Origin of the sequence: Dickeya ananatis (assembly GCF_019464615.1) — a bacterium.
Classification (GTDB): Bacteria; Pseudomonadota; Gammaproteobacteria; order Enterobacterales; family Enterobacteriaceae; genus Dickeya; species Dickeya oryzae.
In genome coordinates this window covers 1,209,089-1,233,444 of record NZ_CP040816.1, presented here as the reverse complement: position 1 = coordinate 1,233,444, position 24,356 = coordinate 1,209,089, and the positions used below count along the sequence as shown (strand labels likewise).

The window sequence follows — 24,356 nt, the reverse complement described above, 5'->3', positions numbered from 1 at the left end:
CTTTAACTAAAGAGGCGTCATAACGGCAACAAAAATTAAAACTGCAACATTTGTCTCAAAACCGTCTGTTCCTCTGTACAGCCTCGGGACTATTAGTGCACGAAATCCCTTAAAAAAATCTTAAGTAAACAGCATCAATATAGATCTTATCAGCTATTTTTTCTGTTCTGTGATGCGACTTTCATCAGAAATAGAACTAAAAGCTGAAAAATTAGCCAACCGAAAATTTATACTCAACACCGTTGCTCAGGATAAACTTCCATTACTATTTAAGTATCAATCGGGTAGGTCATATCCTGACCCACCCGATTCAGTCATTAAAAACGATTAAAAGGTTTCCCAGTTATCGGTGGTTTTACTGGTTCTGGCCTTTTTCTCTGTCTCCGTCGTTACTGAGGTTGCCAGCAAAGCAGGTCTGGCAACGCGCGCTGAAGCAGCAACCGCAGCGGGCTGGGTCGTCATACCGTTGTTTCCTGATAAACGGAACACCGCTACCGCCTGATTCAATACCCGAACCTGCTCTTCGAGTGAGTGGGCTGCAGAAGCAGACTCCTCAACCAACGCAGAGTTTTGCTGGGTAACCCGATCCATTTCTGTCACCGCCTGACCGACTTGATCGATACCACGGCTTTGTTCTTCAGAAGCCGATGCGATTTCGCCCATGATGTCAGTCACACGAGTAACCGCACCCACTATCTCTCCCATCGTTTCACCGGCGCTTTCAACCAGTACGGAGCCTTCCTCAACCCGGTTTACCGAGTCTTCAATCAGAGACTTAATCTCTTTCGCCGCCTGCGCACTGCGCTGGGCCAGACTACGGACCTCGCCAGCAACAACGGCAAAGCCCCGTCCCTGCTCCCCTGCTCTCGCGGCTTCAACAGCAGCATTTAGCGCCAGAATATTAGTCTGGAACGCAATACCGTCGATCACACTGGTGATATCAGCAATCTTCTGCGAGCTTCCCGCAATGTTATGCATGGTTTTCACCACATTATCGACCACTTTCCCACCTTTTTGCGCAGTCTCAGACGCGCTCAAAGCCAGTTGGCTCGCCTGACGCGCGTTTTCAGCATTCTGCTTCACGGTAGAAGTGAGTTGTTCCATGCTGGCAGCGGTTTCTTCAAGTGCAGCAGCTTGCTGTTCCGTTCTTGACGACAGGTCAGTGTTACCCGCACTGATTTCCGACGCACCGGTGTAAATGGCTTCTGCACTTTGCCGAACCGCACTCACCGTCGTAAAAAACTCGGTTTGCATATGTCGCAGGCTATCAGCCAGGATGCCCATCTCATTCGTGCCATGAAAATCAATCCGGGTCGTCAGATCACCTTTCGCCATGTGACGAATATGCTCAATAAGGTTATGCAGTGGCTGAACCAGCGAACGATTAATACCCAACCAGACGATCAAGGCCATAACCACAACGAATATCGCAACAGAAACCAACAGCCATAACGCCGTCGAATAAGATACATTATTCTCTTCTACTGCATTGGCATAAACTTTATCGTAGGAGTCTTTGTAAGAATAATAAGCCTTCTCGAACCGGTCCTGAAAACCTTGGGTTGGTTGATCAAAAAACTCCTTCAGTTTTCCGGTAGAGATAAAAACAATCAACTCACTTAATGCATTGTTCAGTGCGGTATAATTATCTTTTACCGCCTGAGCAATGGCAGGATCTTGTTGATTTGTATATGGTATTTTCTCATAGTTAGCAAAATGGGTATTGGCAATAACCAGTTGCTTTTTCGCCAGTTCAATCAGATCTTTTGCTGACACGCCGCCGGAAACCCCGCCAGATATGTCCATCGCATAACGCGTTCCTGCACGGTTCAGCGTGTTACGCGTTTGCAATAAGTAAGACCAGGTGGATTCCAGCTCTGATTTCTGCTGGTTAATAATTCTTGTCGTCGTGAAGATATCTCTGTCCGACTTCAATGCATTGAAAAATAGTCCGCCGGAAATGATTTGTAGGGCAATAAATAACCCAAGAATAATAACAAGCCCAGTAACAACTTTTATACGATTCAGCATATTAAAACCTTAATTGCAACGATCCCTGATGCTTTGGTATCTCTACAGCCTTTTAACTTCCAGAGATTGGGGGTAATAAATGATATGGGCCACCGAAGTGGCCCAGTATGGCTTTTTTATCAAACCTTCATGACGCTATCAACCAGCGCCATTTCTTCGCTGCTGAGTAGCCTTTCAATATCTACCAGAATCAGCATACGTTCCCCCAACGAACCCAGTCCGGTGAGGTATTCCGTTGACAGCGTGACAGCAAACTCCGGTGCCGGGCGAATTTGTTCAGCTGTCAGGGACAGAACATCAGAAACGCCATCGACCACGATGCCTACAACACGCTGTCCCAGGTTTAATACGATAACAACGGTATTGTCATCATAGTCGACTTCCTGCTGCATAAATTTGATACGCAAATCGACAATCGGCACGATAACGCCACGCAGGTTGGTTACACCTTTAATAAACTCAGGGGTATTGGCAATACGGGTAACTTGATCGTAACCGCGAATTTCTTGAACCTTCAAAATATCCACGCCGTATTCTTCATCACCCAGCGTGAAAATCAAAAATTCCTGACCTACTGTCTCGCCTGCTAATTTTGTGACATTTGCAAGTCCAGTCATGTTTCTCACCTTTAATCTATAGCTGTAATTTGCTGTTAAGCTGCGGTTTCAACCACACGCTTTTCCCGATAAAGCGCCTGCAACGCAGAAACATCCACAATCAGCGCTACGCTACCATCACCCAAAATAGTTGCGGCTGAAACGCCTGGCACCTTGCGGTAGTTGCTTTCCAGGTTTTTCACAACAACCTGATGCTGACCAATCAACTGGTCAACCAGCAAGGCATAACGACGGCCAGCACTCTGCAGAATAACAACGATACCCTGAGTGGCATCCGTTTTTGCTCCGGCGACATCGAATACCTGATACAGCTCAACCAGTGGCAGATATTCGCCACGAACCTGCAACACCCGCTCTCCCCCCGCCAGAGGATACAAATCCTCAGACTGAGGCTGCAAAGATTCCATCACGGCGTTAAGCGGCAGAATAAAGACTTCATCATTAACCTTGACAGACATCCCATCAAGTATGGCCAGTGTCAGCGGCAGCAGAATGCGGATCGTCGTTCCTTTACCTTTCACGAAATGGATTTCAACATGCCCACCCATTTCCTGAATATTCCGTTTCACCACATCCATACCAACGCCACGGCCTGACACATCGGTCACTTTCTCTGCGGTAGAAAAGCCTGGAGCAAAGATCAGCATACCGACGTCTTCATCCGTCATGCTTTCACTGACAGCCATCCCCTGGGACAACGCCTTAGCCAGAATACGTTCACGATTCAAACCGGCACCGTCGTCAATCACTTCAATGCAAATATTGCCACCCTGATGTTCCGCGGATAGTATCAGGTTCCCTACCGCAGGTTTGCCTGATTCAATGCGCTTCTCAGGTGATTCGATACCGTGATCAAGACTGTTACGCACAAGGTGCGTCAATGGGTCAATGATGCGTTCAATCAGGCTTTTATCCAGTTCTGTTGAACTCCCTTGCAGAGTCAGTTCAACTTCTTTACCCAATTTAGCCGCTAGATCGCGAACCAGACGTGGGAAGCGGCTGAATACATATTCCATCGGCATCATACGGATGGACATCACCGATTCCTGCAGGTCACGAGCATTTCTTTCAAGTTGCCCCATGCTATTGAGCAAATCGCCATGCGCGACAGGATCAAGAGCACTGGAACGCTGTGCCAGCATAGACTGAGTAATAACCAATTCGCCGACCAGGTTGATGAGCTGGTCAACTTTTTCTACCGCTACACGGATACTGGTATCACCTGTTTTCTGTCTGCCTTTAGCGGCGTCATTATTACCGCCAGCAGGCTTGGCCACAGGAGCAGCCGCGGCCGGTGCAGCAGGCTGAGCGGGCGCAACCGCAGGGGCAGGCTCGACAGGCTCAGCTGCAGCGACAGGCGCTGGCTCGGCTTGGGCTGGTGCCCCACCGGCAGCAGACTTGAAGCTGATCTGATCTGGCTCCAGCACAAAACACAACACAGCGCTGATGTCATCTTCGCTGGCTGATGTATCGAGCGTCAGTTCAACACTGTTACTGGTCTGTACAGAGTCCTTCACTGTTCCGAGATTACCCAGTTCTTCAATTAACTGAGGAATATCCGATTCTTTCAGGTTGGTAAGGGCTATACGCAATCCCGAGTGGCTGCCGGCAGACGCCGGCGCTGAGGGTGCGGAAACCGATTGTTCAGCCTCTGCTGCTTTGACAGGGGCGGCCGCTCCGGCAGTACCATTTTCTTTGGACTCCAGAGCAAGCTGACGCAGAGCCTGACAGATATACTCAAAGCTTTCGGCGTTGGGCTCTTGCGCGGTTTTGTAAGCATCCAACTGATCCTGCATGATATCTTTGGTTTCCAAAAACAGGTTGATAATGTCAGTGCTCAGCCGCATTTCACCGCGCCTGGCACCATCCAACAGGTTTTCTAGTATATGTGTAGTTTCCTGTAATACAGTGAAACCAAACGTTCCCGCGCCCCCTTTAATCGAGTGAGCAGCACGAAATATGGCATTCATCTGTTCCGTATCGGGCGCTAACGGATCAAGTTGCAATAGATGCTGCTCCATGTCCGCCAACAATTCATCTGCTTCATCAAAAAATGTTTGATAAAAAGCACTCATGTCCATGCTCACGTGGGTCACCTCTGCTGTGAATCGCGGCTTGTTGAAGAAGGTGTCGCCTGACTATCAGGTGCTGCTGGTAAAGCTGTCGTAGGCTGCCGACGGCTTGTTGCCGATGAGCCATTCGCTCCCGACGCAGGCGCCGCTGTTGCGGGTGCCTGAACAGGAGCCACAGTTGAGCCAGATACAGGCGTCCCATTGGTTTCGGGTTGTGGTGCAGCCGTACTGTTACCGTTATCGGCAGGCGCGGTAACTGGCTTGGCTTTATCCATCCCCATGTTTTGTAAATTTTCTATTTTATCAATGTTTACTGCACTGCTTTCAGCATTTTCACGTTCGATATTCTCCTGAGCCTGCTTATTCAGGACAACCAGGCTGATACGCCGGTTGATGGCATCACTGCCGCCTTTCGCCTGCTTCAAATTCATCGTGTCAGCCATACCCACAACGCGCAACACTTTGCCATCGGCAAGTCCGCCCGCAATTAACTCACGCCGGGAAGCGTTGGCACGATCAGCTGAAAGCTCCCAGTTACTATAACCACGCTCCCCCATCGCATACTGCGCATCATCAGTATGGCCCGATAAACTGATCTTATTGGGAATATCATTCAAAATCGGCGCGATGGCTCGCAAAATATCACTCATGTAAGGCTCAACCTGCGCACTACCCGTCTTAAACATGGGGCGATTGTTACTATCGATAATCTGGATGCGCAAACCTTCATCAACCATTTCAATCAACAGATGCGGCCTTAATGCTCTGAGACGCGGATCCGCTTCAATCAACTGATCGAGCCGTTCGCGCAATTTATTCAGCTTAATTTCTTCAAGACGCCCATCCATCGTATCAATCTGTCGCTTCACATCCCCTTCCTGCTGTGTCGGATCAGAACCGCCACCAGGGATAGGATTGGAAGCATCACTAATCTTAGGACCAGATGTAATGGCAATTTTTAATGGTGTACGAAAATACTCAGCAATCTGAGCCAACTGGGAAGGCGAAGAAATAGCAATCAACCACATGACCAAAAAAAGCGCCATCATAGCGGTCATGAAGTCAGCATAAGCAATCTTCCATGAACCACCATGGTGGGCGGCATGTCCCGATTTACGTTTTTTGCGGATAATGGGATGCTGATGTTTCATGCGTCATTTTCCGATGCCTGCTGTGCCGGAGCCTTCACATTACGAATATGCTCTTCCATTTCAGTAAATGAAGGACGCACGGTTGAATAAAGCGTTTTACGTCCAAACTCAACGGCAATCTGTGGCGCATAGCCATTCAGGCTGGATAACAGGGTCACCTTGATGCACTGTAGCACCTTGAGCTTCTCTGAGTTCTTCTGACGCAACAGTGATGCCAGAGGCGATACGAAGCCGTAAGCCAACAAAATACCCAAGAACGTCCCCACCATCGCATGAGCAATCATCATACCCAGTTCTGCCGCAGGACGATCAACAAATGCCAGAGAGTGCACTACCCCCATAACTGCAGCAACGATACCAAACGCAGGCAAACCATCCCCCATCAGGTTCAAACTGGTGGCCGGTACTTCAACTTCATGCTCGACGGTTTCGATCTCTTCATCCATCAGCGTTTCAATTTCAAACGCATTCATGTTGCCACTAACCATCAAACGCAGATAATCCGTAACAAATTCGACAATGTAGTTATCAGCAAGAATGCGTGGATAATTGGAAAATATCTCACTCTCTTTCGGGTTATCGATGTCAAATTCCAGAGAAAGCATACCCTGCTGGCGAGACTTGGCCATCAACCGGAATAAAACTGCCATCAGGTCCATATACACAGCTTTGGTATATTTGGAGCCCTGAAATAGCACCGGAAAAGCCTTCATCGTCGCTTTGATCGCTTTGGCATTGTTACCGACAATAAAGGCCCCTACTGCCGCGCCACCGATAATCAGTAGTTCTGAAGGCTGATACAACGCCCCCAGCTCGCCACCAACGATAAGATAACCGCCAAGTATGGAGCCTATAGTGACAAGATAACCCAATATAACCAGCACAAGAATTCCTTATAGATAGTAAAAGGGTAGCTGAGAGAGTTATAAATGCAGTCTTACCAACGACTTATTTGGAGGGGATACTGCCATCGAGCAATGAACGCGCGATGACAGAACCACAAAATCGCCATCAGGCTCAGACTGCATGCTTAACCTGTTCGTCCAGCAGTTGAGGTATCATATCGGCAACACTCGGCGAAAGTTTACGTCTTTTTACTGCTCTGGAAGGTGGCTGGCATAAACTGCAGACAAAACTGTTTTTTGGCTGGTGCGCATGGGTGATAAACATACCCTTGCAGCAATTGCATGAGGACAACTGCAACATGCCACTATCGACAAAGCGTACCAGTGTCCAGGCACGGGTCAACGCCAGCAAAGGCACATCACTTTGAGGGGCACATTGTTCGAGATAAAGGCGATAAGCCTTGATAACCGCTTCAACACCGCTGCATTGACCATTCTTGAGCAAAAACAGGTAGGCGTTATAAAACATGGAGGAGTGGATGTTCTGTTCCCATGTCATGAACCAGTCGGTAGAAAACGGCAGCATCCCTTTAGGTGGAGGGCTGCCTCTCAATTCTTTATAGAGCTTAATCAAGCGGCCACGGCTTAATTGAGTCTCGCTTTCTAGCATCTGGAGGCGTGCGCCCAGTGAAATGAGCTCCATCGCCAGCTGTATGTCCTTAGCTTCCTGAACAATACTTTTCTCAGCCATCATTATGCCCTTTTCTTAGGCAAGCTCTCTTCTTTTGAAGATAGCTCTTGTAATAAATGACTCGACAACAAAATGCCGGTATGAATCTGTTGCAGATCATCGACCCGGGATTCTTGTGTTAATAACTTAATCGTATTGTGATCACTGAAACGGAAGTGGCATATCAGCTGGTTGGTTTCAGCTAGCTTGACCATTTGCGGTAAGGTCAATTGCATCAATGCATCAGCCATTTCTTCATTGATACCCAACCGGAACATCGCTGATGCTTTTTCGTCGTTTATTAATCGCTGAGCCAGTAACAAATAAGACAAATTGATGTCATAAATGTGCTTTAGCAATTCAGAGGTACCCATATTCCCATCCCGACAGACTATGTTTCAAACATAAGTTAGGTGATAGACTGCTCACCCGCTAAACAATCACTCTCCATAGGTGGCATGAAAACTATCGGTGCCAGACAATTCTATTACTTTATAATCTTCTAATATGACGAAAAATACAGCATCAATGTTGATAAGTTTGAGATCCCATCTCTTCATAACGTCAGGCTCATCCTTTCCCTGTATTGCGTCCAACATAGAACGTAGGATTAATCCTAATGCTACGCCACTGTACCGCCTTCAGGCTGATTCATACAACGCAAGCCTGTCGGCATTTTGATAATTATGTGACCTTGATCACAAAAATGAAAGAGGCAAAACATAATATTTCACTGATTTTTGCTCCGCTGTGAAATTTTCCTGAACACAATATACGCATAACAGAAGAAAAAAACTCCCCATGCTCCCCTACTCTTTTGATAAATTTTCATAACCAATTGATATTTTAGATATAAAAAGCAAATCCGATGACTGACAATTTTTGTCCTACTCCTGCGACCACCTTGATTTACATTAACATTTCTAATTTTATAACCTAGGTTATTATTTTGTAAGTTTCCTATATGTTCCGGTGCATCTGTGTCGTCAGCACACCATGGAGACTGGCCATACACATGTACACCCATTCCTGACGCCCTCAGTACCTGACCGAGAGAACGCCCTCGTTACCATCACGCACAGCGGAAAAGTACAGACGCACATTGCTAAAAAGCCATTGCTGAACTTAATAGAAGAAAGCGCTAATACCGTCACGTCTGGGGGCATTCCGCTATCGACGCAGGCACATTATTACCCTTGTGTTAAAAACGCGAGATGGCTTAGGGCTTCCCCAGATGAAGGACCGAATACGTGATGACGCTATGGACTGCCAGAAATCACCGTCTGCTGTCAGCATACCTCGAAAGAGGTGAAGTTTTGTTCCCCCCCATCATTTACCTGTCTTTCTCTGCCTTCTCGGCAAGAACACCAGAAGAGAGATCGGGCTAAATCCACCGGGTTTTACATCAGAGCGATTAGCCAGGTTCCTGCTAAACTGGTAGGCCATGCACGCTTGTGTTTTTGAGAGGGCTATTTTCCTATTTTTAGGTATCCGTTATGTTGAATAGCTACCGATTGGCTGAATAAAAAAGAGACAGAACCTGATATCCTTCCGCCAGCAGATTCGTGATCGACATCGCATTGAAATTCATGAATGTTTCACATTATATGACGATGTTAGATTATGTTGGTATTTTGAAAACGGATCGCCACACAGCTGTTTCCAGAAACAAAAGCACCCAAACTACACCTGCAAGTAGTACGGTTGATGTACATATATTTTTCCTGAAAATGAGCGAATGGATATGAAAATGATGTCAAAGTCTGAACAACAGGGTAAAACCGGCATATTGGGTAATCTTGGACTGGTGCCGTTATTTGTCATCATTCTGGGCGGCATTATGCTGTTGTTTGCCCTGGCTATCGGTACGTCCAGTTATTTTCTGGTGCGTGCTAATCAAAGTCTGGATTATGTCACTCAGGAAATTGACGTCCGTCTTGGACTGTCAAACAGCTCTAACCATCTCAGAACCGCCCGTCTGTTGATTATTCAGGCTGGCGCTGCGGTGCGCGTTGGGGACACTGATGTATTCAACAACAACCTGAAACAGGCAGAACAGCGCATTGCCGCCTCGAAAGAGGCATTCAAAGCTTATCAAAACCGAAGCGTCAAAACCGATACGGATCTGGCAATCGACCCCGAACTGAATAAAGCCTATAACGACTACCTTGAGAAAGGCATCATGCCGATGCTCAAGGCGGCTAAAGACGGCTATTTCGAAGAAATCCTGACACACGAATCAGAAGAGGTTCGCCTTCTCGATGACGCCTATAACAAACCATTACTGAAAGCCATTGCCTTTCGTACTGAACGTGCCAAAGCACTCAATAGTAATGCACAGTACGAGGCTAAAATGGGCTACACCCTGATGGCTGTCAGCTTTGCCATCGCGATTGTCATGACCATGCTAACCTTCTTCTTCTTGCGTGGTACGTTAATTAAGCCAATGAATCGCCTGGTGCAGCGTATTCAACGTATTGCTCAAGGTGACCTGACCCAACCGGACGAAGTCTATGGTAAAAACGAAATCGGCATACTGGGTCACAATATCCAGCAAATGCAGGCATCGCTGGTGCATACCGTTTCCACCGTCCGTGACAGCGCAGATTCCATTTATCAGGGAACCACTGAGATAACCGCCGGCAACACCGATTTGTCTTCACGTACTGAGCAGCAAGCAGCAGCAATCGAGCAAACTGCCGCCAGCATGGAACAGTTGACAGCCACCGTTAAACAGAACTCCGATAACGCACACCATGCCAGTCAACTGGCCTCTAATGCTTCTGGCAAGGCGAAGCAAGGGGGTGAGATTGTCGAAAATGTCGTTAATACCATGAACAGTATTTCCGGCAGTTCACGGAAAATTTCTGAAATCACGAATGTGATCAACAGTATTGCTTTCCAGACGAACATTCTGGCGCTGAACGCCGCAGTAGAAGCAGCACGTGCTGGTGAGCAAGGCCGAGGCTTTGCGGTAGTGGCAGGTGAAGTGCGTAGTCTGGCTCAGCGCAGTGCCCAGGCGGCCAAAGAGATTGAAGGATTGATCTCTGAATCCGTTTCACTGGTTCACAGCGGCTCAGAGCTGGTGGATAAAGCAGGCCAGACTATGCACGAAATTGTTCAGGCCGTCACCAATGTAACTGACATTATGAATGAAATCGCTTCTGCATCGGATGAGCAAAGTCGCGGCATCACCCAAGTCGGCCAGGCAATTTCAGAGATGGATAGCGTGACACAGCAGAATGCGGCGTTGGTGCAACAAGCCTCTGCTGCCGCTGCCTCACTCGAAGAGCAGGCTATGATACTGACTCGTGCCGTATCGGCGTTCAAACTTGCCAACGCTATCAATAACACAGCCCCCACCCGTGCGACATTCACATCGAAGCCTTTACTGGCAACATCGACTACAGCGACGGCGGCGTTAGGTGCATCTTCCGGAGCCAAATCCGGCAGCGATAATTGGGAAACCTTCTGAGTTCCTTCGGCCGATACAGATAACAGTATCGGCCTGTTTATTTATCGGCTTACTGATGTGGTTCGACAAAGATCCCTTCCGGATTATCCCGTTCATTGAAAAACCAAATCCCTTCGGGATAATCTTCCAGGGCGATTAGATACATCGTCCCCTCCTGGAAAGGCTCTACCGCCATAATCCTCCCTTTTCTGCGGGTTTCACCATCCGTTTTTACGGTTACCACATCATTCACGTTCACACGTTCACCTTATCCGTCATTCATCTTGAGGCTGCGACTATACAGCCGCTCATACCAATCCGCCGATAGTATTGTCAAACTCAGGCGTATAAACAAAACACAACTTGTTCCCCTCAGGATCACGACAATAAGCCCCATAATAATCAGCCGCATAGTATGGGCGAAGACCCGGCGCACCCTCATCATAAGCGCCCAGCGATAATGCCGTTTCCCACACGTGGCACACGACCTGTGGCGAACTGACTGCAAAGCTCACTTGCGTTCCATTTCCCCAGGTCGCGGGCAAGCCATTGACCGGAATCTGGACATAAAACTGGGGCCAGCGTCGTCCAGGGATATGCCATCCTTGTCCGGCTGGACCTCCCGGCTCCTCCTGAACCGGAACGAAACCTAATTCGGTCAGGATCACCGAATAAAACCGAATCATCATGTCGATATCTCGGGCGCCAAGAATAATGTGACTGAACATCTTTTTTCCTTCTGTTATTCCATATCCCAGTCGTTGTACCAGCCAACCACGCCATTGATCATCATAAGTACAATGGTCGTATTGAACGAATAAGACACATTCCCACTTTTATTTACTACTATGTGTTTTGGTACATCACCACGAGGTTATTGCCGTAGACAGTTGAATATATCGCCATAGCCACTTAAAACACCATTTCATCTAAATTATTATTTTTCTGATATTAGCATCCCCACCCTGTGCAGCATGCTTTTATAATCGCATCAGTGAATTGTTATCCGAACATGTAATTCAGCCACAATCCACTGGATGAAGGGGCTTGAGGCATCCACCACGTGTCCACCTGTAAGACAAAAAGATAGGCTATATGACCTTAAACGCAGCCAAACAGCTGTTAATAAACACACTAAAAAATACCGCCTGGTACAAAAAACGTCACTCTAACCGAGTCCTACTCTGGCGCGAAATCACACCGTTGGCCGTCCCCATTTTCATCGAAGGATTGTGTGTGGTATTGATGGGGATCTTCAGTACCTTTCTGGTGAGCTGGCTTGGTAAAGAAGCCATGGCAGCCGTGGGACTGGCGGATAGCTTCAACATGTTGATCATTGCCTTTTTCACCGCTGTCGCGCTTGGGACAGCGGTTGTCGTCGCGTTTAGTCTCGGCCAGCGTAACCGTAAGCAGGCGCGACAAGCCGCTCGCCAATCAATCTCATTACTGGTACTAGTTTCCTTGCTACTGGTAGTGCTGGTTGAAATCGCGGGACAATCCATCATCGATCTGATTGCCGGTAGTGCCGAGCCCTCTGTCAAATCATTGGCGCTGATATTCCTGCGCCTTACCGTCTGGGGTTACCCTGCACTAGCGATCACGCTGGTAGGGTGTGGGGCATTACGGGGCGCTGGCAATACCCGCTTACCTATGGTTATCAATATCTGGATGAATATCCTGAATATTCTGTTTAGCGGCGTGTTGATCTACGGTGTCGCGTCATGGCAAGGGCTAGGATTTATCGGGGCGGGATTAGGGATCACACTCTCCCGTTACCTGGGGGCATTTTGTGTGGTGATCGCACTGACAAAAGGTTTCAATGGCGCACTGCGTATCCCCTTTCAGAGCTATTTCGCTCCGTTTACCACAGCCATCCTCTACGAAGTACTCAGCATTGGCATCCCGGCCAGCATTGAGTCGGTGATGTTTAATGTCGGTAAATTGATCACCCAGCGTTTTGTCGCAGGCATGGGAACAGAGGTTATCGCCGGCAACTTTATCGCTTTTTCGATTGTTGCACTGATCAACCTGCCGGGTAATGCCCTGGGCTCGACATCGACCATTGTTGTCGGTTCCAGACTGGGCAAAGGGCAACGCATGCAACCGGAGCGGCAGCTGAAATATATCTTTTGGCTTTCGAACATTGGCCTGTGTGCGTTAGCGCTGCTGTCAGTACCCACCGCCGGATTGTTGGCTGCAATGTATACCAATGAACCCGATGTGATTCAGGTTGTTAAACACCTGCTCTGGCTGAACGCGCTATTCATGCCAGTATGGGCGGCATCCTGGGTACTGCCAGCCGGATTAAAAGGAGCCAAAGATGCCAGTTACACCATGTGGGTAGCACTGGCAGGTATGTGGGGATGCCGGGTGATCACGGGTTATATTCTGGGCATCATGTTGGGTTTTGGCGTGGTCGGCGTCTGGATGGGCATGTTTTTTGACTGGATTGTCCGTGGCGTTCTGTTTTATCACCGTATGGTTAGCGGGAAATGGCTATGCCGTTACACCACCCAAAACAGGAATAATCAGTAAAAAACCTACTAGCGGTGGTGTTCCGGCGAAAAATCTTCATGGTATGCAATGCATTAGTCGGGATGTCGTCCCCTGACTTTTACCTTTCATCATTATCATGACGCTGCGATGTAAAATCCATTTGACCATACATAGGTGGTCGTCAATACTGCCGAAAACTAATAAAGGGTATAAACCCCGCCATCAGGCTAACTAACAGGAGTGAGCAATGAAAAAAACTATTATGGCTATCAGTCTGGCAATCGCGGCATCTGCAGTCACACTGCCGTTCGCCAGTCAGGCTGCTGTCAAAGATGAAATGGGTGCGATGGCAAAGAGCTACAAAGAGGCCTCAAGTACCAAGGATGCCGCTACACTGAAAGCCGATCTGCTGAACATGAAAGCACATGCAACCAAGGCTAAAGCAGACCCAGAATTCAACAATAGCCCAAACAGCAAAGTCTTCAATGAAGGTCTGGACAAACTGCTCAAGCAGATTGATGCCGCCATTGCACTGGTTGATGCAGGCAAACTTCAGGAAGCAAAAGCGGCTACTGATGAGCTGAAAAAAACCCGTGCAGAGTACCACAAAAAGCTGGGCGTATAACCCGTCGTGATTCCATTGCAGCAGTGAGATTTATTATCACTGCTGCACTTTCCTTCCCTACCCCACCAATGCTTAATTAACAGAAAAGCGTGAACCCAATCATCGAAGAGTAATATTATCACGCTAATCCTCACGAGAATCCCCTCCAAAGACTGTATTGTCAGAAAAGCTCTCATATTATTTTAATTTATCGCATTATCTCATCCATGGAGATTTTTATTCCCTGATATGACTAACCGCCGACAAATACACTTGGATAAGCCTTCATGACATCAATGCCTTTAGATTCTATCGCAGAAAGAAGTATAGATTAAAATATTCACACTGCTAAGAAAACTGGAACTGCTGGATAAACAGACTATAACATTACAGTGTCTTTCATCATATTTGATGCATCGATATGGATAAAGACTTCAATTGATAGCATGCCAATGTTGCGCATTCTATTTATTACTCAACCTAAAATATAACCATCTGAAATGGAGATTCATTCATGCCTCTATTTAATTTAAAAAATAACGCCATCATCAATAAAAAAGAACACACCTTTCGTCAAAAACTGTTCTTTTTCTATAGCTGTGTAGGTCTCAGTCTTATTTTACTTTCCACTAATACATGTGCAAGTGTTGAACCATTATCTGTCAGTGGGAGTAAAATCTATGCAGGAGGAAAAGTCAGAAGCTTTTCCGGTAATAGCTTATTCTGGAGTAATACCGGATGGAATGCAGAGAAATTCTATACAGCAGAGACGGTTGCCTCACTTAAAAAAGACTGGAAATCCAGCATTGTTCGCGCAGCAATGGGGGTGCAGGAATACGGTGGCTATCTTCAGGACCCGACCAATAACAAAGCCAGGGTTGAAAAGGTCGTGAATGCAGCGATTGCCAACGATATGTATGTCATCATCGACTGGCACTCGCATTCAGCAGAAAATAACCGTAGTGAAGCTATCAGTTTCTTTCAGGAGATGGCCAGGAAATATGGTAATAAGCCAAATGTGATTTATGAAATCTATAACGAACCACTCCAGGTATCATGGAGCTATACCATAAAGCCGTATGCGGAAGCCGTCATTTCTGCGATCCGCGCGATTGACCCTGATAATCTAATTATTGTTGGTACCCCTAGTTGGTCGCAAAACGTTGATGAAGCATCACGAGATCCCATCAATGCTAATAACATTGCTTATACACTGCACTTTTATGCTGGAGCGCATGGTGAGTCATTGCGAAATAAGGCACGACAAGCGATAAATAACGGTATTGCACTTTTTGTTACCGAATGGGGTAGCGTTAACGCAGATGGAAATGGTGGAGTGAATTATTCAGAGACAGATGCCTGGGTCACGTTTATGCGTGATAACAATATCAGCAACGCGAACTGGGCATTGAATGATAAAAATGAAGGGGCGTCCACCTATTACCCTGATTCTAAAAATTTGACTGAATCAGGCAAGAAAGTAAAATCAATCATTCAAAGCTGGCCCTATAAAACCAGTAATGCATCCAGAGCGATGGCTGAATCTGAATCCTCCGACGATATCTCAACAGACATTGACAGCAACAGTGCTAACACACCTGATTCATCGGTTACGACTAGTTGTGCCAATGTTAATATTTACCCCAACTGGGTCAGTAAAGACTGGGCAGGAGGCCAACCCGATCATAACGAAGCGGGTCAGTCGATTGTTTATAAAGGCAGCCTCTACACCGCGAACTGGTATACGACATCCGTTCCAGGCAGCGATTCATCCTGGGCTTTGGTAGGAATTTGTAACTAGACTAGTTACAATGCATTGATTTAAAAATAAAAATAGGGCTGCACATTGCAGCCCTGATGCACATGCCGTTCGATTAATTACGTTCAAACGCACCAAGATCAGGTGCACTTCCTGAATAACTAATATTGCTCTCCTTCGTACCGGCATTGATCAGCTTTGAATTAGCCGACAGACGAAACAATGATGTTTCCGGTAATGTTCCATCGGTATCACGCGCTACCGTAGCCAGCGAGGTATCCAGGCTGGCGAAATCAGACTCGGTGGCTGCTGGCCCTGTATCCCACGAGTTGGATTTTGCATCCGCATTGCTTACCGTTACCGAACCAGCCACTGAAATGTTGTTACGAAAATAGTGCTTCTGCCCTGACTGTACACTGCTGCCAAAGCCATAGTTAATACCATTTTTATACGATGTATTATTTATTACCGTCACGCCACCAGCATTATTGTTCTGATCAAACCCTTTACTTACATTGCCAAACGCAACAGAGCGGGTAATTTGGTGATTACCAACCGCCCGATTACCACCCAGTTTAAATCCATTACCATTACCAGCGAATGCACTGTCACTCCAATAGTTGATACCATTACGGAAAGTCCAGCTATTCTCAATCACTACCTTTTGTGGGCTATCAAATAAATCGAACCCATCATCTGAGTTTTCCCAGGCCCGACAACCAATAAAGCGGTTACCTGGACCTTGCTTCTGCTTCGGACCAAAACCATCAGCCATGCTACCATTCTTTTTAGGATCATAGTTGCGGTAAGCGTCTGAGTTAATAACGGTGTTGTATGCACCACCATTATTGATTTCAAGACCGGTATTACGATTATGATGGAACGCTGTGTTTTCAAAGGTATTATGGCTACCGATGACATAGGCACCCTGATAACCAGCCCGTGTTACCTCAACACCTTTGAAATACCAATAATCCCCCGTCACATAGAATCCGTATGATGCCTGCACCCATTGACTATCTGGAAATGAAAAATCAAATACGGCGCGACCACAATTAGCCGCCGCCACATAAATCGGTGATCCTTCCTTTCCTGATTTATTAAATGTAATGGTATTCCCTTTCCCCTGGCTATAGGGAATGATATAGGTTCCTGGTTTGAGAAGAATCAGCTCACCTGGGTTAACCACTGCCATCGCAGCAGAAAAGCTCATTGGAGAATTAAAGCTATTACCATCATTGCTGCTATTACCATTAGGTGCCACATAATAAATACGTTTAGTGCTAATTCCACTGGTGAGATCAGAACTACAATCCGCAGCCAGAACAGATGTGCTATTTACCAAAAAGAATGCTGCTAACCCGGTACTGATGAAACAGTTTAAATACTTCATCTCTTGCCCCATTTATGTTGTAAAAATCATTTATCCATTGTCCCCAAGATGCCTACACCAAACTATGCCATCAGGAAAATAATCCGTTATAGCGCTATCTATCCGATATCAATAGCGGCATTGATGACTGAATGAATCAGTCTCAACAGAGTTAAGTAACCTGTCCCGGTAAATATTATGTTAAAAGAAAATGATATTACTTCGACTATTCATAAGCAAAGTTTGTGTTGAATACATGGCATCCTGCATATTGGGGTGAGGCGAGTATACTATCTTTAGACGATATGAATATAAAGAAACCCTTGGTAATATTCAACCACCAAAGGAATTTATCCCTCCAGGATAATGGCATTACATCATAAAATAACAAAGATAATACAGTTTTAATCATTCCTCTCTCACCTAACTAAAAATATCGTTATTAGTATATGAATTCAAAAATGAGAAATCGCGCAGTCGGCAACATCCTGTTTGCTGATAACTGAACCATCATCCATCGCTGCCATCACCTTGCATCAGTTGGTTTAATAGCGGGCGTATACCGCGAGACAACACGTAAAAACACGCCGTTATCTCTGTTGCTTTATTGCTCCACTTCCAACACCAACGACTGGACTTACACATGAATGAAACTGATAAAAGCATTGTCTCCCTATTTATTATCGGCACGCTGATTGCCGTCGGCAAAGTACTGGCAAGCAGCAAACCCATCACACTCCGACTGTTCGTAGGGCGTGTGATGCTGGGAGGATTCGTCTCGATGATGGCGGGTATCGCACTGGTTCAATTCCCCGACCTGTCACCGGTTGCCATTAACGGCATTGGCGCAGCACTTGGCATTGCCGGTTACCAGGCGATTGAATTGCTTATTCAACGCCGTGTTCAACAACTGAGCGAACAGACCAAACCGGAGGAAAATGACGATGCCCACTAACTCACCCAATCTGACCGCATTTCTGGATATGTTGGCATTTTCCGAAGGGACCGCAACACACCCACTTACTCGTAATCGCGGCTACGATGTCATTGTTACCGGCATTGATGGTAAACCGGAGATCTTCACCGACTACCATGATCACCCCTTTGCCAACGGTCGCCCGGGAAAAATCTTCAACAAACAAGGGCAACGTTCTACTGCAGCCGGGCGCTATCAACAGCTCTACCGCTACTGGCCGACATACAAGGCGCAGTTAAAACTGCCAGATTTCGGACCTGATTCACAAGATACGCTGGCTATTCAGCTAATCAGGGAGCAGCGTGCACTCGAAGACATCACGCAGGGACAGATCGCCAGCGCCATCACTCGGTGTAGCAACATCTGGGCTTCATTACCAGGGGCTGGCTATGGTCAACGCGAACATAGTCTAGACCGCCTCCTTACCGCCTATCAGCAAGCAGGAGGAGAACTGGCATGAAAAGCAGCATGATCATTGCTGCCATCATAATGCTACTTAGCGCTGGAATCGGTGTGCAGTCCTGGCGGCTGCACACCAACCGGCAGTTGACAGAGCAGCAAACACAAACACTGTCGTTGCAACAAACAGCGCTAAATGAAAAATCCAGCCAGTTAGCAGCACTGTCTGAGCAGGCTGAACGTAGCAACATTGAGCAGGCACGTTTACGCGATATGGCCACAGACACCCAGGTGGCTCTTTCCGAGAGACAAAAAATGATAGTGAGATTACAACATGAAAATGAAGCGCTTAAACGCTGGGCTGATTCTGAGCTGCCTGCTGATATTATCCGGTTGCGCCAGCGCCCCGCCCTCTCAGGTGGCCGTGCTTACCGTGAATGGTTGTCCCAGACTGACTCCCTGCCGGTTTCCGCCAGCCAACCCACAAACCAACGGTGAATTGAACGCTCTACTGGATGAAACCGAAGCCGCACTGGCAACCTGTGCCGACCAGGTGGACGCAATCATCAAGTGCCAGGCAAAAAGCAATGCTGCAGATGACACCGCAACTCTACACGCTGTTCAATGGGCCCAAGCACCGAAAGAGCAGTAATAACGTTTCATTGCCAGGTGGCTGATTGAAGGCCACCTTTTTTGTATCTGAAAAACGGGTGCCGCCATTTTGTCGCCACTCGCCAAATTACAGGCACAAAAAAACCGCCTCGTGGCGGTCATGTTCTTTTAATTATTTTCTTATATTACAGGACGTTAACGCATGGTGCCCAGAGCGGGACTTGAACCCGCACAGCGCGAACGCCGAGGGATTTTAAATCCCTTGTGTCTACCGATTCCACCATCTGGGCTCAGAATTTGGAGGCGCGTCCCGGAGTCGAACCGAGGTGGACGGATTTGCAATCCGCTGCATGGCCACTCTGCCAACGCGCCCCATTTTTAACGCTACTACCCAACTAACTTGGAGCGGGAAACGAGACTCGAACTCGCGACCCCGACCTTGGCAAGGTCGTGCTCTACCAACTGAGCTATTCCCGCATTCTACAGAACATATTGTTTATTAAGTAATTTCAATAAACTGTGTTGCTGTCGATGCGGTGCATTCTACTTACCTGACGCAGTGAGTCAATAAAATTATCACCTCATCAGAACCGTTTGCTGTTTTTTAAGGCGAGGCGATCAATGTTCAAGCAAATCACGCCAGGCTGCGCTCAAATACTGGAACATTGACCAGAACGTTAATACGGCCGCCACATACAGAGCTACGACACCCGCCGCCTCAACCATAGGCTCCGGTCGCCACAGTAAACCGACCAACGAGACCATCTGCGCAGTAGTTTTAATTTTGCCAATCCAGGATACCGCCACACTGCTGCGCTTACCCAGCTCTGCCATCCACTCACGCAATGCGGAAATGATGATCTCGCGCGCAATCATCGTTGCAGCAGGCAACGTAATCCACCAGGAATGGTAGTGTTCGCAGACCAGCACCAAGGCCACCGCCACCATCACCTTGTCAGCCACCGGATCCAGAAAGGCTCCGAAACGCGTGGTCTGCTTCCATCGACGGGCAAGGAAACCATCAAACCAGTCGGTTACCGCTGCAAAAACAAAGATGCCAGCGCATACCATCGGTGCCCAGCTAAATGGCAGATAAAACGCCAGCACAAAGAATGGGATTAGCACAACACGAAACAGGGTAAGCCACGTTGGTATATTAAATCGCATAGCGTCTGGGTAACTGTCTGGCCCGAAAGATAATAGGGTTATGTTGCTACATTGCCTCTAGTGTTTCAATGCATGAAAGATTTTTTCTGCCAACGCGTGCGAAATTCCCGGCACATTGGCAATCTCTTCCACACTGGCATTCATCAATGGCTGCAATCCGCCCATATATTTCAGCAGCATTTGACGACGCTTTGGCCCAACCCCCTCAATCGTTTCCAGCGAACTGGTACTTTTGACTTTGGCACGCTGTTTACGGTGACCACTGATAGCATGATTATGCGAATCATCACGAATATGCTGAATCATATGCAATGCTGGCGAATCAGCCGGTAAGGCTATCCCTTCACCCGTCGCTTCAAAGAACAGTGTTTCCAGACCGGCTTTACGATCACTGCCTTTCGCAACGCCCAACAGCACGGGGCGGGATGTATCCCAGGTCACATGCAATGACGCAAAAACATCCCTGGCCTGCGCCAGTTGCCCTTTACCACCATCAATGACGATCACATCAGGAATCTTGCTTTCATCAATTGATTTATCATATCGCCGCCTGAGTACCTGATTCATCGCCGCATAGTCATCACCCGGTGTAATACCCGTAATATTGTAGCGTCTGTACTCCGAACGTAGCGGACCATCCGCATTGAATACGACACAGGAGGCCACTGTCTGCTCGCCCATGGTATGACTGATATCGAAGCACTCCATGCGGTTGATTTTTTCGATCCCAAGCACAGAGGCCAGCGCCGTCAGACGTTGCTGGATTGTCGACTGCTGTGACAGCTTCGTTGTCAATGCAGTGTGCGCATTCGTGCGGGCCAGTTTAAGATAACGCGCCCGGTCGCCGCGAGGTCGGGTTTGAATCTGAATTTTCCGGCCTGCTTGCTCAGTCAGAGACTCAGCCAGTAACTGATGCTCCGGTAGGGAAAAATCCAGCAGGATGTCAGACGGTAAGGTACGAGAAACACTCCCTTGCAAATAGAACTGACCAACAAAGGTCTGTACCACTTCTGCCAGCTCCGTGCCTCCAGGAACCTTCGGGAAATAACTCCGACTACCCAGTATTTTGCCCTGACGAATAAAGAGCACATGCACACACGCCATACCGGCATCGAACGCCACACCGATGACATCAAGGTCATCACCGTCGCCAGAGACAAATTGTTTTTCGGTGACACGGCGTACAGCCTGAATCTGGTCGCGAATACGGGCGGCTTCCTCAAACTTCAGTGCATGGCTGGCCGCTTCCATTCGTTCAATCAGGCGGGTTAATACCTGCTGATCCTTACCTGACAGAAACAGGCGAACATAATCGACCTGCTGTTGGTATTCCTCTTCGCTAACCAGGCCGCTAACGCATGGCCCCAGACAGCGGCCAATCTGATATTGCAGGCAGGGACGCGAGCGATTGCGGTACACGCTGTTTTCACATTGGCGAATGGGAAACAACTTTTGCAATAGCATCAGTGTTTCACGAACCGCATTCCCATTGGGAAACGGGCCAAAGTACTCGCCTTTGGCATGTTTAGCGCCTCGATGGACAGATAGCCGGGGATGCATATCCCCACTGAGGAAAATCATGGGGTAGGATTTATCGTCGCGCAACAACACGTTATAACGTGGTTGATAACGCTTGATGTAGTTGTGCTCAAGCAACAGGGCTTCGGTTTCAGTATGCGTAATCGTCACATCAATCTGACGGATACTTTTTACCAAGGCCTCTGTTTTACGGCTGGCAACATGAGCACGAAAGTAGCTGGAAAGACGTTTTTTCAGATCCTTAGCTTTACCGACATAGATAACGGTGTCACTGGCATCATACATACGGTAAACCCCAGGCTGACTGGTTACGGTCTTCAGAAAAGCCTGGGCATCAAAACAGTCAGTCACTACTAATCAATGTCTCCGCATTAAAGAGCCCATGACGAATCGCCAGATGCGTCAGCTCTACATCGCCATTAATATTCAATTTGCTGAACATTCGATAGCGATAACTGTTGACCGTCTTCGGGCTGAGATTGAGTTGATCAGAGATCTCCGTCACCTTCTGCCCTTTCGTGATCATTATCATGATCTGCAACTCACGCTCAGACAGGCACTCCAACGGTGTTTCCGCCTGCGGCTCCAGTTGGCTTAATGCCATCTGCTGAGCAATGTCCGACGCTATGTATCGCTTACCGGCATGCACAGAGCGAATGGCGCAAATCACCTCTTCCGGGGTTGCCCCTTTACTGAGATAACCCGCCGCACCTGCCTGCATCACCTTAGCTGGCAAGGGGTTCTCTGTGTAAATCGTTAGCATTATAACTTTAATTTCAGGGGAAAATCGCACAATTTTGCGCGTTGCCTCAAGACCGCCGATTCCAGGCATGTTCATGTCCATCAGCACAACATCCACACTATTATTACGGCACCATCTGACCGCATCTTCTCCGCACTGCGCCTCACCAACAACCTTGAGGCCTTTGATATCGTCAAGAATGCGCCGTATCCCTGCTCGCACCAGTTCATGGTCATCAACAAGAAAAACGCTAATCAAAGAACAATTCTCCAAAAAGAGTAACACTTACAGACGCGTTTGTTGCAGGTGGTACTACATGGTTTAGAAAAAATGAATACACTTTTTAATTAAAAATGTATTTTTTATTCTACTATGTGGTATTATTGTTTAAGCTCCTGAATGATACCGAGTGCGTATCAGACACGGAACTCTCCGCCATCACAGTATTCATATTTCAAACCTGGTTTTTTAGAGAAACAGACGGCATCACCGTCTAAAATTTCAAAAAATAAATACAATCAAGAGATTATCAAGTTTTACGAGTGTAGGCAATCAGTCACACGACGACTTTTTCCCATCATTGTAACTGTCTTGTCACGTTGTTGCACCGACTGTTTACTACAAATAATACACCTGCCCCAAAATATCCATATAAAAGTTGCAATGTTTCTAATCGAACGCATTTAAAAGCCAAAAAACACGTTAACAAAATATAAGCAAAATGTGGCATAAACAGATAAAAACAATACAACTTCACCGTCTGACAGGATTATTTTCCTCGCCAGACAGATTGTCATCTATGGTATAGTAGGTTCAATTTTTGTTATATCGTCGGCAAGCATAGCGTGTAGACCCCTTCAGGAGCCGTGCGCCGACTTCCGTTTGCCAAAGGAGATTCTATGAATAACAATGACTTCCCGACAGCTTCTATACCAGAAACACTGGCCCATGAAGTGAGCTGTCTGAAAGTGCTGATGACGTTGATGCTGAAATCCATCGGTCAGGCTGACGCTGGGAAAGTGATCGTTAACATGGAGAAATACGCGGCTCAGCTGGAAGACCCTACCCAGGCTGAGATATTCAATACAACGATTAAGCAAATCAAAACAGTCTACCGTCGCTAATCAAATCCCATCGAACAAGATTATAGCTACAATTGTTCGATGGGTATAAATCACGCTTACCTGATTAATAAAAAAACAGAGATAGAAATAAGAATACACAAATACTGACAAGATGTTTTATATTTCGCCAACAAATAGAATTTATTAGGTAGGCACCAGATCTGTATTTAGCCGATTTTATTTAAAATGAAATTTTCTAAATGAAAAAAGCGAAACAAGAAATCACTTAATAATTAAACAGCGCGGCATATTGGCATGAGCAGCTAATCATGCTCATGAAAGGAAGTGTTGGTGGGTCGTATAGGGCTCGAACCTATGACCAATTGATTAAGAGTCAACTGCTCTACCAACTGAGCTAACGACCCAACGGGGACGGATTATTCTCCTCTTAACGCCATCTGTCAAATAGTTCATCCTACTTTTTTCAACCTCAGTCTATTCAACGAACACCTTGTAACCCATCACTATTTTACCCTCCCGGTCGACTTCGCCCTGGTTGCAACCCGACGCAGATAGGTGGGTATCGTTTTCCATCATTCACCGGATACGGCTTTACCCGATAAGCAGGCGCGATATTCTCAACTCATCATCAGATGAATACCGTGTTATTATTAATCATTCTGATTTCTTATCACTTGAGGGTGATTCGTTCTCCCCTTTATCACG

The 24,356-nt window shown here is 47.1% G+C and carries 22 protein-coding genes and 4 tRNA genes; 9 read left to right on the top strand and 17 right to left on the bottom strand.

Going from position 1 to position 24,356, the window contains the following annotated elements:
• Positions 1–327 precede the first annotated feature (327 nt).
• The 7 genes from FGI04_RS05325 to flhD all read right to left on the bottom strand — a co-directional run bounded on the left by FGI04_RS05325 (position 328) and on the right by flhD (position 7,820).
• On the bottom strand, positions 328–2,031 hold the full coding sequence (locus FGI04_RS05325) for a methyl-accepting chemotaxis protein (RefSeq protein WP_342701239.1): 1,704 nt from the start codon (positions 2,029–2,031) through the stop codon (positions 328–330).
• A gap of 119 nt (positions 2,032–2,150) precedes the next feature.
• Positions 2,151–2,648 (bottom strand): chemotaxis protein CheW, encoded by a 498-nt coding sequence (gene cheW, locus FGI04_RS05320; protein ID WP_016940926.1) that lies wholly within the window; start codon positions 2,646–2,648, stop codon positions 2,151–2,153.
• A 35-nt stretch (positions 2,649–2,683) separates the two neighbouring features.
• Positions 2,684–4,723: a chemotaxis protein CheA gene (gene cheA / locus FGI04_RS05315; protein ID WP_407322243.1), complete on the bottom strand. Its 2,040-nt coding sequence runs from the start codon at positions 4,721–4,723 to the stop codon at positions 2,684–2,686.
• A gap of 17 nt (positions 4,724–4,740) precedes the next feature.
• Positions 4,741–5,871, bottom strand: a complete 1,131-nt coding sequence (gene motB, locus FGI04_RS05310) for a flagellar motor protein MotB (RefSeq protein WP_342701241.1) — start codon at positions 5,869–5,871, stop codon at positions 4,741–4,743.
• Positions 5,868–6,755, bottom strand: a complete 888-nt coding sequence (gene motA, locus FGI04_RS05305) for a flagellar motor stator protein MotA (RefSeq protein WP_168365985.1) — start codon at positions 6,753–6,755, stop codon at positions 5,868–5,870. Before motA ends, motB begins: the two co-directional genes overlap by 4 nt.
• Before the next feature lie 133 nt (positions 6,756–6,888).
• The gene (flhC, locus tag FGI04_RS05300; RefSeq protein WP_012884197.1) at positions 6,889–7,467 is read right to left on the bottom strand and encodes a flagellar transcriptional regulator FlhC; all 579 of its coding nucleotides are present in this window, start codon (positions 7,465–7,467) and stop codon (positions 6,889–6,891) included.
• A 2-nt stretch (positions 7,468–7,469) separates the two neighbouring features.
• Positions 7,470–7,820, bottom strand: a complete 351-nt coding sequence (gene flhD, locus FGI04_RS05295) for a flagellar transcriptional regulator FlhD (protein ID WP_016940930.1) — start codon at positions 7,818–7,820, stop codon at positions 7,470–7,472.
• 1,364 nt (positions 7,821–9,184) lie between these two features.
• On the opposite strand from flhD, the gene FGI04_RS05290 reads away from it, so the two are divergent.
• Positions 9,185–10,921, top strand: coding sequence for a methyl-accepting chemotaxis protein (locus tag FGI04_RS05290; protein ID WP_342701242.1), 1,737 nt, complete (start codon positions 9,185–9,187; stop codon positions 10,919–10,921).
• Positions 10,922–10,970: 49 nt separating this feature from the next.
• Here the strand turns inward: FGI04_RS05290 and dsrB are convergent, their stop codons facing one another.
• Positions 10,971–11,159 (bottom strand): protein DsrB, encoded by a 189-nt coding sequence (gene dsrB / locus FGI04_RS05285; protein ID WP_342701243.1) that lies wholly within the window; start codon positions 11,157–11,159, stop codon positions 10,971–10,973.
• Positions 11,160–11,208: 49 nt separating this feature from the next.
• Complete coding sequence (locus tag FGI04_RS05280) at positions 11,209–11,628, bottom strand: VOC family protein (RefSeq protein ID WP_342701244.1); 420 nt, start codon at positions 11,626–11,628, stop codon at positions 11,209–11,211.
• A 367-nt stretch (positions 11,629–11,995) separates the two neighbouring features.
• Here FGI04_RS05280 and FGI04_RS05275 point away from each other — a divergent pair, with 367 nt between their 5' ends.
• From FGI04_RS05275 to FGI04_RS05265, 3 genes are all read left to right on the top strand, one after another.
• Positions 11,996–13,435, top strand: a complete 1,440-nt coding sequence (locus tag FGI04_RS05275; RefSeq protein ID WP_407336394.1) for an EmmdR/YeeO family multidrug/toxin efflux MATE transporter — start codon at positions 11,996–11,998, stop codon at positions 13,433–13,435.
• Positions 13,436–13,643: 208 nt separating this feature from the next.
• Positions 13,644–14,021, top strand: coding sequence for a cytochrome b562 (locus FGI04_RS05270; protein WP_342701246.1), 378 nt, complete (start codon positions 13,644–13,646; stop codon positions 14,019–14,021).
• Positions 14,022–14,514: 493 nt separating this feature from the next.
• On the top strand, positions 14,515–15,801 hold the full coding sequence (locus FGI04_RS05265; RefSeq protein ID WP_407336393.1) for a cellulase family glycosylhydrolase: 1,287 nt from the start codon (positions 14,515–14,517) through the stop codon (positions 15,799–15,801).
• Between the two features lie 73 nt (positions 15,802–15,874).
• On the opposite strand, the gene FGI04_RS05260 is transcribed toward FGI04_RS05265, so the two are convergent.
• Complete coding sequence (locus FGI04_RS05260; RefSeq protein ID WP_407336392.1) at positions 15,875–17,152, bottom strand: right-handed parallel beta-helix repeat-containing protein; 1,278 nt, start codon at positions 17,150–17,152, stop codon at positions 15,875–15,877.
• Between the two features lie 622 nt (positions 17,153–17,774).
• Between FGI04_RS05260 and FGI04_RS05255 the strand changes: the two genes are divergently transcribed.
• From FGI04_RS05255 to lysC, 4 genes are read left to right on the top strand one after another with little or no spacing between them, the layout of a single operon-like run.
• Positions 17,775–18,086 carry a phage holin family protein gene (locus FGI04_RS05255; protein ID WP_016940938.1) on the top strand — a complete coding sequence of 104 codons (312 nt, stop codon included), beginning with the start codon at positions 17,775–17,777 and terminating at the stop codon, positions 18,084–18,086.
• On the top strand, positions 18,070–18,567 hold the full coding sequence (locus FGI04_RS05250) for a glycoside hydrolase family 24 protein (protein ID WP_407321561.1): 498 nt from the start codon (positions 18,070–18,072) through the stop codon (positions 18,565–18,567). The genes FGI04_RS05255 and FGI04_RS05250 overlap by 17 nt, the downstream gene beginning before the upstream one ends.
• Positions 18,564–19,004, top strand: coding sequence for an Rz-like lysis system protein LysB (gene lysB / locus FGI04_RS05245; RefSeq protein WP_342701250.1), 441 nt, complete (start codon positions 18,564–18,566; stop codon positions 19,002–19,004). Before FGI04_RS05250 ends, lysB begins: the two co-directional genes overlap by 4 nt.
• The gene (lysC, locus tag FGI04_RS05240) at positions 18,886–19,158 is read left to right on the top strand and encodes an Rz1-like lysis system protein LysC (RefSeq protein WP_407337391.1); all 273 of its coding nucleotides are present in this window, start codon (positions 18,886–18,888) and stop codon (positions 19,156–19,158) included. The genes lysB and lysC overlap by 119 nt, the downstream gene beginning before the upstream one ends.
• Before the next feature lie 163 nt (positions 19,159–19,321).
• Here lysC and FGI04_RS05235 read toward each other — a convergent pair.
• From FGI04_RS05235 to uvrY, 6 genes are all read right to left on the bottom strand, one after another.
• Positions 19,322–19,408 (bottom strand) — tRNA-Leu (locus FGI04_RS05235).
• Between the two features lie 8 nt (positions 19,409–19,416).
• Positions 19,417–19,490: transfer RNA gene (locus tag FGI04_RS05230), tRNA-Cys, on the bottom strand.
• 29 nt (positions 19,491–19,519) lie between these two features.
• Positions 19,520–19,595, bottom strand: a tRNA-Gly gene (locus FGI04_RS05225).
• 141 nt (positions 19,596–19,736) lie between these two features.
• Positions 19,737–20,285, bottom strand: coding sequence for a CDP-diacylglycerol--glycerol-3-phosphate 3-phosphatidyltransferase (gene pgsA, locus FGI04_RS05220; protein ID WP_342701251.1), 549 nt, complete (start codon positions 20,283–20,285; stop codon positions 19,737–19,739).
• A 57-nt stretch (positions 20,286–20,342) separates the two neighbouring features.
• On the bottom strand, positions 20,343–22,175 hold the full coding sequence (gene uvrC, locus FGI04_RS05215) for an excinuclease ABC subunit UvrC (RefSeq protein WP_407336391.1): 1,833 nt from the start codon (positions 22,173–22,175) through the stop codon (positions 20,343–20,345).
• A complete protein-coding gene (gene uvrY / locus FGI04_RS05210; protein WP_342701253.1) occupies positions 22,168–22,824 on the bottom strand; it encodes a UvrY/SirA/GacA family response regulator transcription factor in 657 nt (218 codons plus the stop codon). The genes uvrC and uvrY overlap by 8 nt, the downstream gene beginning before the upstream one ends.
• Positions 22,825–23,465: 641 nt before the next feature.
• Between uvrY and FGI04_RS05205 the strand changes: the two genes are divergently transcribed.
• On the top strand, positions 23,466–23,690 hold the full coding sequence (locus tag FGI04_RS05205) for a DUF2594 family protein (RefSeq protein WP_016940985.1): 225 nt from the start codon (positions 23,466–23,468) through the stop codon (positions 23,688–23,690).
• A gap of 289 nt (positions 23,691–23,979) precedes the next feature.
• On the opposite strand, the gene FGI04_RS05200 is transcribed toward FGI04_RS05205, so the two are convergent.
• Positions 23,980–24,055 (bottom strand) — tRNA-Lys (locus FGI04_RS05200).
• Positions 24,056–24,356: the final 301 nt, after the last annotated feature.